Raw genomic sequence first — 14741 nt, forward strand, 5'->3', positions numbered from 1 at the left:
ACCAAACATTCATCATTAGAAATAATGACTGTACTTCTAATTTTATTTTTTAATAAATTTCATAACCTGAACTTTATTATTTTCATCAATTGCTTTCACTATATATAATCCCGTTTTTAATTCGCTTACGCCAAATTGAAAATCTATATTCCCATTCGGAGTAAAACTTTTTACCAATTGACCAGACATTGCATAAACCTGAACTTTTGTTGTTGCAATATTTAAAGTAAAATGGTTCAAAACCGGATTTGGATATAAATTAACCGAGTTTGCTTTTTCGAATTCAGGAATCGCCAGATTGGCTGTTTTATTTCCGTAAATTCTATATTCTCCCGGACCTAAATTTATTGTGGCATTAACATCAGTAACATTTAGAGAAGTATTATCCATTAAATTATACCAGGTTCCGGTGTATTGAAAACCAGTGGCAACATTTTGGGCTGTCACATCAAAATTGGCTAAAATCAGCACATCTTTTAATTGTGTCACAGCAAGATTGCTATTTGTAATTTTCACATTTACCGTTAACGTGTTTGCATTTGCCATTGTAGCTGTCCCAAGAAATACCGGCTCTGTTACTTTCAGGTTAATCATTTTAGCCCAATCGTAGTAAATTTTATTTCGATTTGTATCTCCTATCCAATTTTCACTCCATTGTGGCTGTGGCTTGGTATCTAATTTACAATCGCCTGAAAGAGTTCCTGAAGCATCATTTACACTTCCGTCCTTACACGTAAAAATAGAATCATCCCAGCCTAATTCGCCAAAATGCCAAATCATTTTTGGACCAGGTATTAATAATGAAACCGCACCAATTGCAGACATTCTTGACAATCCGGTATTCAATGTTTTTACATTATAAGTTCCTGCCGAATTACCGTATTGTACATTTTTATACATTAAACGTTCTTCATCATGACTTTCAGCATAACCCATTAAACGGTTTGCTGTAAAACCACGACTGGAACTCATCATTCTTGAAATATTATTATCTGTAGCATATCCCATTGACAATTGATTATACTGATCTGTCATTTTTCCCCACATCATCACTCCTTTGCTTGGCGTTTCAGCGATTCTGTAGTTTGCCCATTCCTGTTCTTCAGCATCAGATCCTAAATGTTCAAAAATAGTGTAATGTGTAGGATCTAAACTCCATGAGTAATCAGCGTATTTCTTTAAAACCGCAACTCTGTCCGGGCGATATCCATTTGTACAAGATTCATCTGCAGCAGTACATTCTTGTGTAAATCCTTTGGTTAAATCCCAACGGAAGCCATCAATTTTATATTCTTCAATCCATTGTTTGATAACGCGATCTACATAATATTGTGTTTTTGCCGATTGATGATTAAAATCTTCTCCCACACTATAACTGTGTTTCGCAACTGTATTAAAATAAGGATTCTCTGTTGTTGGCGATCCAAAACCATCTCCATCAGGATCATTCATCCACATTCTTACCATCGGATTTCTACCGAAAGCGTGGTTTAAAGCCACATCAAGGATAACCGCAATTCCATTTTGATGACATACATCAATAAGTTCTTTTAACTTATCCGAAGTACCATAAAACTTATCTAAAGCCATGTGAAATGAAGTATTATATCCCCAGCTTTCATTGCCTTCAAATTCCATTACCGGCATCAATTCGATTGCATTTATTTTAAGTGTTTTAAAGTAACCTATTCTATCAATTAAGCTTTGATAATTTCTACTTGCATCAAAATCACGAACCAAAACCTCGTAAACAACCAATTTATCTTTTTCAGGTTTACTGAAATTAGTTACCTGCCAATTATACGGAGTTTGTCCCGTTTTAAGAATCGTAACTTCAAAGTTTTGCCCCGCTGGGTAAACGGGCATATTTGGATAAGAAGCTGCCGGAATTCCACCATCATCATAAGGAGATAGAATCAGCGTAGAATAAGGATCTGCTGTTTTTACCATTGCCGGCGAATTTGTAAGTGGAGTTGCGTCGACTACCCAATACTGATACGTATTATTTACACCTGAAACTAACCCACTTACTTCTAACCAAAATTTACCTGAAACCGGATCTTTTTTCATAGCATACGCTGTTGTAGGCTGCCAGTTATTAAAACTTCCGGCAACATAGACAAAGTCCTTTAAAGGCGCATCTAATACTAAAGTTGCTTTTGTTGCGTCTGAAGTATTGTAATTAATTCCGTCAACTAATCCTGCGGGCATAGCTTCTAAAACTGTAGTTGGATTTACTATTAACGAAAACTTTTTAACTATAGTTGTCGCACCCTGAACTACACTCAATTCATAACTTTGATTGGCTACTATATTGATATGATTAAATGAATAAGAAGATGTACTTGCATTTGAATCGATTGTCGTACCGTTTGCTTTTAATATATAACTTGCCGCTCCGTTTGTATTTGTAGCTGCAATATTGAAATTAGAACCAGAAGCAATAATTGTAGTACTATTTTCAGCCGGAGAAGTTAGTGTTGCCTGAAAAGAACCAACTTCAACTAAAATATCCTGGGATTGTTTTGTTCCGGATCCGTCTTTTGCTTTAACCAAAAAGCCTATTTTTCCAATTCCGTTTCTATTAAAGTAAACTGATGAAATAAATGTTTTGGTATAAGTATCCGTTCCTGCGTTGTATGTAAATTTACTAGCTTCATTTGACGCTGTCCAGGATCCATTAGATGGAGAATCCATTTGATTTGTGTCATTTACATCATAAGACCATGACCAAAGATATAGTGCATTTCCTGTTACTGACCAAGCACTCTCATTAATTGTCTTTCCATCAATTGTAATAGTAATAGACGCTGTATCTTCAAAAGTAGGAGGATTTATGGAGTAACTTATCGTTTGCAACTGGGCAAAAGTAGCCACAGACCACAAAAATGTGATCAATAGTAAAGTTTTTTTCATAATGTGGTTAGTTTGATTAGTTGGAGTAAAAAAGGGCTACCTTATAGATAGCCCTTTAAATATTTAAAAATATTACTCTTGATTTGGAATCATTAAATAACTTCCGTCTAAATCATTGAAATAAATAACATATTTCGATTTTGCAACTGGTATGTTGTCTCCTGTGCCACCTCCTGAGAAAGCAGTATTTCCGCCCCACGAAACATCCCAATTATCATTTGCTCTAAATTTAAGTCCGCCATCTTTCAATGCAGTTTTTCCAAGGCTCCAAATGTGTCCATTAAAAGTAGATTTTACCATTGGTGTTGAAGAATCCCAACCACCCGGTGTACTGTCTCCAATAATACCCACTGTTGCATATGATTTTGCAGCAGAAGCATCATAAGGGGTAAGTTTATAGGTTAATTTATCAACATCCATAATGAAAGTGTAATATCCATCAGCCGGAATTTCAAAACTAGCAGGATCCGGAGCCGCCTCTGTTCCTCTATACACTAAAGTTCCTCCTGAGCCTCCATACATTGGAGCCCAGCTTCCTAAGTTTGTAATGGTTTTGAAATAACCTTTTTTAAAGAATCCTGTAAATTTATATTCATTTGCATTTTTTGGATTTCTGAATAAGATTTGGTTTCCTTTATTATTGTCCCATCCTGAAACCGTAGCGTCTCCAACCAGGTACCATTCTTTAAAGTTGTAATCAACTCTACCTGTGTAAGGAGTTACACTGATTGTGATCAGTGTTTTACCTTCCTGAGGAATAGCTCCTGCAACACTTGAAGTGATTTTTACATCAAACTGAGAAACAACTTCTGTTGCTGCACCAAGATCAATTGCTGCCTGATTTAAATCTTTAGCAAGTACTGAGGCTTCCGTTATACTAGTTGTTGTTGCAAGGGTTTTAGCAGCTTTAAAATCACCACCTTTTTTATCAATTAACAAAGTATATTTTACAACTACAGCTGTTGAATAGGTTGCAGCTGACCATGTAAATTTTGCGGCTACTTCTGATGGTTTATTAGCATCCAAAACATATTTTGATCCTGTAGCCGGTGCAGTAATTTCTGGTGCCGAAACAGCTGAAACTATTGGTCTGTCATCTACAGCATCAGCATTACATGACACTGCCAATACACCAATAAATGCGATTAAAATTTTATATATATTTTTCATTTTACTGTTTTATAAAGGTGTTAGTATCCTGGGTTTTGCTTCAAAGTTGGATTTGCCTGAATAATTCTGGAAGGAATAGGCATTAAATCTCTATAAGATTCAGTTGAAGTACCATTCATAGTACCGCCTTTCCATTGCCAGATTTTAGATCCGCCTGTGAATTTTCCAAAACGAATTAAATCAGTTCTTCTGTGACATTCCCAGAACAATTCTCTTCCTCTTTCATTTAAAATAAAATCAAGAGTTAAATCTGCAGCACTAATTTGTGTAGCATTTGCTCTGGTTCTGATTTTATTGATATAACCTACTGCCGTTGCAATATTTCCTGAAGAAGCACCTCTTACCGTTGCTTCAGCATACATCAAATAAGCATCAGATAATCTGAACATAGGAAAATCTGTATCCGGCATATCAGTTCTTTGTGCTGCACTACCATCAGCCTTTTTGTTGATATACTTTGTAACTGCATATCCATCTGTGAAAGTTCCAACATTATTAATATCTAAAGATTGACCATCTGTATAAAATGTTCCTCTTTTATCTCCAGTCGCAGTTACATCAGGAAAAAGGGCAACAAACTCCTTACGGGTTCTGGTTCCAAACCATCCACCGTCCATACCTCTTGATGAAGCATCCATAGTTCCTCCGATCGAAGCATGTATAATAAAACTCATCCCTCCACCAATTGCTCTAATAGCATTTCCATCACCTATAACTGGGAAGATGAACTCTGATTGTGCACCATTTTTATCATTATCTGCAGAGAACAAATAGTTGTAAGGAACATTAGCAAAAGTGTATCCTGAAGTTGTAATAATATCATTACACAATACTGCCGCATCATTATTTCTGTCAGTACCAGTGTAAACTTTAGAATTTAGATAAATCTGTGCTAGTAAAAATTTAGCAGCAGTTTTATCGATTCTTCCATATTCATTTGTTTTTGGCGCAGCAAGACTTGTATCTAAATCTTTCAATTCAGATTCAATAAAAGTAAAAACTTCTGCTCTTGTTTTTTGTTCCGGGTAAAAGAAACCAACAGGGTCGTTTTCTGTAGTTATTGGCACATTTCCGAACAAATCCATTAAATTATAATAAGAAAACGCTCTTAAAAAACGAGCTTCAGCTCTAAAAGTTGCGATTTCAGCCTTAAGATTTGCATCAACACCTCTTTCATTCAATTTTTCATCTGTCGTCTGTCTTAAAAATTCATTAGCAACACTAATTTCATAGAATGCTCTTGAAAATGTCCCTGCTAAAAATTCGTTTGCAGGTGACCATGTTTGTGTATTTATTGTTGGCAAAGTACCATCAGCCCATGCAATAATCGCCTCATCTGTTGGAAGCTCCTGTGTTACGAAAAGTAATCTTAAGTAACTACTGAAATCTCCTCCAATTCCTGCAATATCCGGTGTTGAATCTCCGTCATTTCCTCCTACATATAATCCCGCATATAATTTTGCCAATACTTGTTTATATGATGTCGGATCTTTAAAAAATGATTCAGATAGAAACTCATCATCATCGCCCGGTGTCACGTTTAAATCGTCCGTACACGAGGTAAGCGTCATACTTAATCCTAAAATGAATAGGAAAAAATAAGATATATATTTAAATGATATTTTCATTTTATTTGTTTTTAAAATTTGTTTTCAATATTCTACTAGAAGCTTGCATTTACTCCAAACAAGAAAGTTCTGGCTCTTGGGTAAACATTATTATCGATTCCGTTGAATTTCTCAGGATCTAAACCGTCGTATTTAGTAAGAACAAAAACATTTTGAACTCCTGCAGTAAATCTTAAAGAAGCTGCTTTTAGTAATGTCTTATCAAAAGTATATCCTAGAGTTACATTGTCAAGTTTGATAAAAGAAGCATCTTTAATAAAATAGTTAGACAAATAACGAGATGTACCATTATCTTCAAAAGTGAAACCAGTATTAAGATAATCTGAACTTACGTTAGATAAATCTGTTTGCCTTCTTAAACCTGCATCAGAATAACCTAAATTAGAACTTACGTTATCAAAAATGTAATTCCCTAAACTAGCTCTCCAGTTCATTGTAAAATCAAACTTTTTGTAGTTTAAAGTAGAAAACAAACCGAATGTGTAATCCGGTGCTGGTTTGTGGAATCTGTAACGATCTCCATCGTCTAATTTTCCATCACCATTTCTGTCAACATAAGCACCGGCAATTGGTTTTTTATTAGCATCATATAATTGCTCGTATACTAAAAATGAATTAGGCGCATAACCTACTGAGTTAACCTGAATTTTATTTCCGGCACCTCCTGCAATATTATCTCCAGAAAGGTAACCTTGGAAACCAGGAACAGTAATTCCTAAATCTGTGATTTTTTGATCAATATAAGTTGTATTAAAAGCAACATTCCACGTTAAATTATCATTTTTAACGATATCTGACTGAATATTAAATTCAATACCTTTAGTTCTTACGCTACCAATGTTATAAGTACCTTGGTTTCTGATATTTGCTCCGTCAGGAACTACTACATCAGCTAATAAATCACTTGATTTTTTATCAAAGTAGTTCACTGTACCAGTAATTCTGTCATTAAGGAAACCAAAATCAACACCAACGTTAGTTTCAGCTAATTCTTCCCATTTAATATTTTCGTTATAACCTTCAGGTCTTGCAGTAGAATATACTTTTCCACCGAAAATATACTGTGTGTTAATTGTTCCTAAAGTAACACGTCTTAAATAATCATACTGTGCCGGAATATCTTGTTGTCCGGTTGTACCATATCCAAATCTTAATTTTAAGCTTGATAAAGTTTCGTTATCTTTTAAGAAAGCTTCTTCAGCAACATTCCATGCTAAAGCAACTCCGGCAAAATTACCCCATCTGTTTTCTTCAGAGAAACGTGAAGTTCCATCTCTTCTATAGTTTAAAGTAACTAAGTATCTGCTATCATAACCTAAATTCAGACGTCCAAAGTAAGACTGTAAGTTAATGTCCGGATCAGTAATAACATCCTCATTAGGATTTGGTTGTCTTATTTCTCCAGATTGATACTTCTCTTTTTGAAACAATTGGTAGTTATAACCTGCTGTCGCGTCAATTTTAAATTTACCTAAATCTTTTGTATAGTTGAAATAAGTATTTAAGTTTTTGTTTTGCAACATATCAGTATAGCTTGAGTAGTTTCCGAAATTAGTCCAATTTCCTGAACTAAATGGATTTGGCTGATATCCTAAAGCACTTTGGGTACTAACTTCAGTATAACCACTACTATCAAATCTGTCAATACCAGCTTCAGCAACGATTCTTAAATCTTCAAAGAAATGGAATTTATAATCCAATCTAACATTCCCCCATTTTCTGGTTGAAGTTGCTCTTCTTTCATCTTGGTTTAATCTTGCCACAGGGTTTCTTGCTGGCAATAATGGTAAATTTCCATTACTTTCTAACCATTCAAAATATCCTCCGTAACGAGAACCTGCACTGTAAACTGACTGCGTTGGATCAAAACCTATAGCGCTTCCTATTACTGCAGCTTCATCCTGAAATTGGTTTTTTCCAAAAGATAAATTCCCACTAATATCAATTTTTAAATGGTTATCAAACAAAACCGGATTTAACGATAACGATGTCGTAGTTCTTTCAAAAGAAGTGTTTCTTAAGATTCCTGGATTATCAACATTTCCAACAGATAAACGTACTGGTAATTTATTAAATAAAGCACCACTAACAGATATGTTATTGTTGGTTGTTAATGCAGTATGGAAAATTTCATCCTGCCAGTTTGTATTTGCAGTACCCATTAAAGCTTGTTGAGCAGCTGAACCTTTTGTATTTACTAATTCACGAAATTGATCAGCACTTAATACATCAACCTGATTCGCTACTGTATTAATACCAACCTGAGAACTAAAGTTAACTTTTACACCACCTTTTGTTCCTTTTTTAGTAGTAATAACAATTACACCATTTGCTGCTCTCGATCCGTAGATTGCTGCTGCTGCTGCATCTTTAAGAACTGTAAATGATTCAATATCATTAGGATCAATAGTCGATAAGATACTTGTTGCTCCACTCGGAACAGCGTTACTTAAAGGCAATCCATCCAAAACGATTAATGGCTCATTAGAAGCAGTCAATGATGATCCTCCACGAATTCTAATATCCGCTTTTGCTCCTGGTGCTCCGCCTCCTGTAACGTTAACACCTGCAATACGGCCACTAATTAAACTCTCTGGAGTAACATTAATTCCTTTATTAAAATCTTTTGCAGCGATTTGCGATACAGAACCGGTTGCGTCCTTTTTCTTAACAGTACCGTAACCTACTTGTACCACAACTTCTTTAAGTTGGTTCGTATCTTCTTCTAAAGAAACGTTTAGTGTTTTTTGCCCATTGAAATCAAGGGTTTGCGTTTTGTATCCAATAAAAGAAACGACAATTTTGTTTCCGCTTTTAACATTTGATAGTTGGTAATTACCATCAAATCCTGTTGATGCACCGCTTGGAGCACCTTGTACATTTACATTTACTCCCGGTATTGGCTGACCTGTTGCTTTATCGACAACAGTCCCGCTTAAAGTGTTTTGAGCTAACACAGAAAACGGCAACAATAGGAATAAAAATAACAACTTTTTGTAAATTGTTTTCATACTTTTTGTTTAAATTAGTTTGAGTTTGTGATTGTTAGTTAAGTTTTTAATTTTACTTCGAATTTCAAAATTAGGAATTAATTAACACGCTCAACAAGAGGTCATTTTAATTGGTTTACGAAAACGTGGTAGTGTTGAAAACTTTCTATTTTTTGTAATCTTTTAAGTCAAAAAATGCTAAATCAGAAAATAAAAGATACCTTTATTATTAATTAGATTTTTTTCAATAATACATATGAAACGTAAAATCACCCTAAAACAGATTGCAAAGGAACTGGACGTCTCTATTTCAACTGTCTCAAAATCACTAAGAAACAGTCTGGAAATAGGAGAAGAAACGCGCTTAAAAGTTCAGGCTTTTGCAAAGTTTTATAACTATAAACCCAACAATATTGCCCTTAGTTTAAAAAATCGAAAAACCAAAAGTATTGGTATTATCATTCCGGAAATTGTACATTATTTTTTCTCCACTGTAATCAACGGAATAGAGCAGGTTGCCAACGAAAATGGCTACAGTGTTGTCATCTGTTTATCTGATGATTCTTTCGACAAGGAAGTCTTAAATATGGAAATGTTAGCCAACGGAAGTATCGATGGTTTCATCATGTCTCTTTCTAAAGAAACCCAGTATAAAGGTGACTTTCACCATATTACTGAAGTTATAAATCAGGGAATGCCGGTTGTAATGTTCGACCGTGTGACCAATGATATTTTGTGCGATAAAGTTATTATTGATGATAAGGCTGCTGCTTATGAAGCAGTTCAGAGTTTAATTGATAATGGCAGAAAAAAGATCGCTCTAGTTACCACTGTCGATTATGTGAGCGTTGGAAAATTAAGAACTGACGGGTACGAAAAAGCACTTTTAGACAACGGATTACCTTTCAACGAGGATTTAATCATCAAAATTGAAGATGTAGATACCTGTGAAATTACTATCAGTCAGCTTTTACATGACAGAGCTTTTGATGCTGTTTTTGCTGTAAATGAGCTTTTTGCCGTTACAATTATCAAAACAGCTAACAAAATGGGACTTAAAGTTCCTGAAGATCTAGCCGTAATTGCATTTACCGACGGAATTATATCAAAATACTCAACCCCAAGCATTACAACCGTAAGTCAAAGTGGTGAAAAAATGGGTAATAAAGCCGCTAAAATGCTAATTGAAAGGTTGGAAGCCGGACATGATGATGACGAAGAAGAAAATGAAAATTATACTACTGAAGTTATAGAAACGCACTTAATAAAAAGAGAATCTACTGACTAAAATTCTTAAAATCAACCTTTTCTAAAGCCATAAATAATATTTATGGCTTTTTTGTTAGGCTATATCTAAAAATAATTTATACTTTTACGGCCGTCAAAGCTTTTACTTTTACTTCGAAAAAACAGTAAGTTTTGATAAGCAAAGCGCTTATCGTCTAATTAATTTTTTAATTACGATAATGGAAAAGCGTAAATTAAGTTTCTGGGAAATTTGGAACATGAGTTTCGGTTTCTTAGGAATACAAATGGGATTTGCACTTCAGAATGCAAATGCCAGCAGAATTCTTCAAATTTTTGGTGCCGACGTACATGAACTATCATGGTTCTGGATTATTGCTCCTCTTATGGGATTAATAGTACAGCCTGTTATTGGTCATTACAGTGATAAAACCTGGGGACGTTTTGGGAGAAGAAAGCCTTTTTTTCTGGTAGGTGCTATTTTAGCTTCGGTTGGATTAATTTTAATGCCACAGGCTAATATTTTCATTTCTGTACTGCCTGCTTTATGGGTTGGAGCCGGAATGTTAATGATCATGGATGCTTCTTTCAACATTGCCATGGAGCCATTTCGTGCTTTGGTTGGTGATAATTTAAGAACAGATCAGCGTACTGCAGGATTCAGTATCCAAACTTCTTTAATTGGTTTTGGAGCTGTTATTGGTTCTGCGTTGCCTTATGTTTTAACAAAATGGTGTCACATTTCAAACAATGCGGTTCCGGGAAGTATTCCTTTAAATCTGAAATTATCGTTTATCATTGGAGCTGCAGTTTTAATTGGTTCAATCCTCGTAACGCTTTTTACAACAAAAGAATATACGCCGGAAGAATTGTCCAATTTTGAAGATCCACAAAGTGAAAAAGATATTCCATCTGAGGAAAAATCTAAACTAACAGACATCTTTACTGATTTTGCAAAAATGCCAACAACAATGCGTCAGTTGAGTTGGGTTCAGTTTTTTTCCTGGTTTGGATTATTCGGAATGTGGGTTTTTACAACTCCCGCCATTGCACATCACATTTACGGACTGCCTTTAGAGGACACATCAAGTCAGCAATATCAGGATGCTGGTGACTGGGTCGGAATTTTATTTGGAGTTTACAATTTAGTTTCTGCCATTATCGCTTTGTTTTTCTTACCGTTTATCGCTAAAAAAATCGGTCGTAAATCAACTCACGCCGTATCACTTATCATTGGGGGAATCGGATTAATTTCGATTTACTTTATGCCAAATGAAGACTGGGTTGTACTTCCAATGATTTTAATTGGCGTGGCCTGGGCCAGTATTTTGGCTATGCCTTACGCTATTCTTGCAGGATCAATTGCTCCTAAAAAAATGGGTGTTTATATGGGGATTTTCAACTTCTTCGTTGTTATTCCACAAATTGTAAATGCACTTATTGGAGGTCCAATTGTAAAATATCTTTACAATGGCGATGCTATTTACGCCTTAATTACAAGTGGTGTAAGTTTTCTAATTGCTGCTCTTTTAGTCTATAAAGTAAAAGATGTAGACGACACTATTCAAAAATCATAAATAAGAATTTCCCTTATAATGAAAAAAGCATTCATATTCGATCTTGACGGCGTGATCGTTGATACCGCCAAATACCATTTTTTAGCCTGGCAAAAAATCGCTCAGTCTTTAAACATAAATTTTACGCATGAAGACAACGAACTGCTTAAAGGCGTGAGCCGTGTACGTTCGTTAGATATTATACTTGGATTAGGAAATGTTCAGGCTTCGCAGGAAGACAAAGACAAATGGTTAATTCAAAAAAATGAAGATTACCTATCTTATTTAGTTGACATGGACGAAAGCGAGATTCTTCCTGGAGTTTTTAAAATTCTGCAATTATTAAAAGATAAAAACCAGGGAATTGCATTAGGCTCAGCGAGTAAAAATGCCCGACCAATTCTTGAAAAAACGGGAATCCTTTCTTATTTCGATGTTATTGTTGACGGAAACGACGTTACCAATGCAAAACCGGATCCGGAGGTTTTCTTAAAAGCGGCTCAATTATTAAATATTGATCCAAAAAATGCAATTGTATTTGAAGATTCTGTTGCCGGAATTCAGGCTGCAAACATAGGAGAAATGGTAAGTGTTGGAATTGGTGAGGAAACAATTTTACATGAAGCTGATTATATTTTTAAAGATTTTACCCAAATCGAAACAAGCTTTATTGAGAAACTAATTAATTAGAAAATGTGCCAATTAGAAAATTAGATAATTCTCCAAACTTGAATTTTCTAATTTTCTAATTGACTAGTATCTAATTGGCTTGAAAAATAAATCAACTAATTAAAAAAGTAAAATAGTACAAACGAGCAATTAAAAGATAAAATCAAAATTAGAATAGCCAAAAGAAGTAATTATCTAATTATCATATCGGCACATTTTCTAATTATCTAATTGCCCAATTATCTAATTAAAGAAAAAATGAATCAAGATTATATAAAACCAGACAATTGGTCCATCATAGAAGAAGGATTTGATGTAGAAAGAGTAAAATCGTCTGAGAGTCTTTTTAGTATCGGGAACGGTGCTATGGGACAACGTGCCAATTTTGAAGAAACATACTCTGGCGAAACTTTTCAGGGAAGTTATATCGCCGGAATTTATTACCCGGACAAAACTAAAGTGGGCTGGTGGAAAAACGGATATCCAAAATATTTTGCGAAAGTATTAAATGCTCCAAACTGGATTGGAATTGACGTTAAAATCAACGAAGAAAACTTAGATTTAAATACTTGTACGGAGGTTAAAAACTTCCGCAGAGAATTGAATATGAAAGAAGGATGGTACAACCGTTCTTTTGAAGCGACATTGAAAAACGGAACCGAAATTGCCGTAAACATTCGCCGTTTTCTTTCTTTGGATTTGGATGAAGCCGGAATTATCAAATACGAAATCACGCCTTTAAACAAAGACGCCAAAATTGTTTACAAACCTTATATTGACGCAGGAGTTACCAATGAAGATGCCAACTGGGAAGAAAAATTCTGGGAACCTCTTGAAGTAAAAAAAGGAGCAAACGAAGCTTTTGTAACGGCGCAGACTTTTAAAACGCATTTTAAAGTTACGACTTTCATGCATAATACGATTTTTGCAAACGGAGAAAACGTAAACATTTCGCCTTCAACAATCGACTCAACGACAGATAAAGTTCAGTTTACTTATGGAACTATTATCGCTAAAGGAAAAACCTCATCGATTCAAAAAATTGGGGGATATACGGTTTCTTTAAATCACGAAAACACTTTGGCTGCAGCCGAAAAAACAATTAAAGCTGCCGTTAATTTAGGATATGATGCTTTACTTCAAAATCAAATTGACGCCTGGAGCAAAATCTGGGAAATGTCAGATATTACTATTGATGGCGACGTGAAAGCACAACAGGGAATTCGTTTCAACATCTTCCAATTAAATCAAACTTATTTAGGAAAAGATTCTCGTTTGAACATCGGACCAAAAGGTTTTACCGGAGAAAAATACGGTGGATCTACTTATTGGGACACTGAGGCTTATTGTATTCCGTTTTACATGGCGACAAAAGATCAGCAGGTTGCAAGAAACTTATTGACATATCGTTTCAATCAATTGGATAAAGCGATTGAAAATGCAAAGGACAATTTAGGTTTCAAAAATGGCGCAGCGCTGTATCCGATGGTTACCATGAATGGAGAAGAATGCCACAACGAATGGGAAATCACGCATGAAGAAATTCACAGAAATGGTGCGATCGCTTTTGCCATTTACAATTACCACCGTTTTACCGGGGATTACTCATATATTCCTGAAAAAGGCTTAGAAGTATTAATCGGAATTGCTCGTTTTTGGCATCAGAGAGCTTCTTTTTCTAAAGAAAAAAATCAATATGTGATTTTGGGCGTTACAGGTCCAAATGAATATGAAAATAACATCAACAATAATTTTTACACCAATTATATTGCAAAATGGTGTATCGATTATGCATCGGAACAAATTAAAAAAGTAGCTTTAGAATATCCTGCAGATCACAAACGCATTTTGGAAAAAGTAAGCCTTTCGGCGCATGAAATTCAGGAATGGAAAAAAGTAGCCGATGATATGTACTTCCCTACTTCAAAAGAATTGGGTATTTACTTACAGCAAGACGGCTTCTTGGACAAAGATTTAGTTCCGGTAAAAGATTTAGATCGTTCACAACGCCCAATCAATCAAAAATGGTCTTGGGATCGCGTTCTTCGTTCTCCATACATTAAACAAGCGGATGTTTTACAATGTTTCTATTTCTTCGAAGATCATTTTTCTAAAGAAGAATTAGAACGTAATTTTGATTTTTATGAGTCATTTACGGTTCATGAAAGTTCACTTTCGCCTTGCGTTCACTCGATTCAGGCTGCCCATTTAGACAAAATGGATATGGCTTATACTTTCTATTTGAGAACTTCTCGTCTGGATTTAGATGATTATAATAAAGAAGTAGAAGAAGGTTGTCACATTACTTCAATGGCCGGAACATGGATGAGCATTGTAGAAGGTTTTGGAGGAATGCGTGTTAAAAATGACCAGCTTCATTTCTCTCCAAAAATCCCAAAAGAATGGAAAGGCTATTCGTTTAAAATTAATTTCAGAAATCAAATTTTGAAAGTAACTGTAAATCATAACGAAACAACTTTTACCGTTGATGGTGACCAAGATTTAACAATTGTAGTGAACGGAAATTCTATAATTGCAAGTAAATTTGTACAAATTGATTAATACCT

Annotated in this window: 8 protein-coding genes; 4 read left to right on the forward strand and 4 right to left on the reverse strand. The window is 34.9% G+C overall.

What is annotated here, in order from left to right; translation table 11 throughout:
* Positions 1–42: 42 nt before the first annotated feature.
* From AC6CH4_RS03095 to AC6CH4_RS03110, 4 genes are all read right to left on the reverse strand, one after another.
* Positions 43–2916 carry an alpha-amylase family glycosyl hydrolase gene (locus AC6CH4_RS03095; protein WP_498100052.1) on the reverse strand — a complete coding sequence of 958 codons (2874 nt, stop codon included), beginning with the start codon at positions 2914–2916 and terminating at the stop codon, positions 43–45.
* A gap of 72 nt (positions 2917–2988) precedes the next feature.
* Positions 2989–4086 carry a SusE domain-containing protein gene (locus AC6CH4_RS03100; protein ID WP_498100054.1) on the reverse strand — a complete coding sequence of 366 codons (1098 nt, stop codon included), beginning with the start codon at positions 4084–4086 and terminating at the stop codon, positions 2989–2991.
* A gap of 20 nt (positions 4087–4106) precedes the next feature.
* Positions 4107–5714 carry a RagB/SusD family nutrient uptake outer membrane protein gene (locus tag AC6CH4_RS03105; RefSeq protein WP_498100056.1) on the reverse strand — a complete coding sequence of 536 codons (1608 nt, stop codon included), beginning with the start codon at positions 5712–5714 and terminating at the stop codon, positions 4107–4109.
* Between the two features lie 35 nt (positions 5715–5749).
* Positions 5750–8725, reverse strand: a complete 2976-nt coding sequence (locus tag AC6CH4_RS03110; protein WP_498100058.1) for a SusC/RagA family TonB-linked outer membrane protein — start codon at positions 8723–8725, stop codon at positions 5750–5752.
* Between the two features lie 235 nt (positions 8726–8960).
* On the opposite strand from AC6CH4_RS03110, the gene AC6CH4_RS03115 reads away from it, so the two are divergent.
* From AC6CH4_RS03115 to AC6CH4_RS03130, 4 genes are all read left to right on the forward strand, one after another.
* Positions 8961–9992, forward strand: a complete 1032-nt coding sequence (locus AC6CH4_RS03115) for a LacI family DNA-binding transcriptional regulator (protein WP_192186211.1) — start codon at positions 8961–8963, stop codon at positions 9990–9992.
* A 178-nt stretch (positions 9993–10170) separates the two neighbouring features.
* On the forward strand, positions 10171–11526 hold the full coding sequence (locus AC6CH4_RS03120) for an MFS transporter (protein ID WP_498100060.1): 1356 nt from the start codon (positions 10171–10173) through the stop codon (positions 11524–11526).
* 15 nt (positions 11527–11541) lie between these two features.
* Positions 11542–12195, forward strand: coding sequence for a beta-phosphoglucomutase (pgmB, locus tag AC6CH4_RS03125; protein WP_192188128.1), 654 nt, complete (start codon positions 11542–11544; stop codon positions 12193–12195).
* Between the two features lie 237 nt (positions 12196–12432).
* Complete coding sequence (locus AC6CH4_RS03130; protein WP_498100062.1) at positions 12433–14736, forward strand: glycoside hydrolase family 65 protein; 2304 nt, start codon at positions 12433–12435, stop codon at positions 14734–14736.
* Positions 14737–14741: the final 5 nt, after the last annotated feature.

The sequence above is a fragment of the Flavobacterium sp. GQ95 genome (genome assembly GCF_059758655.1).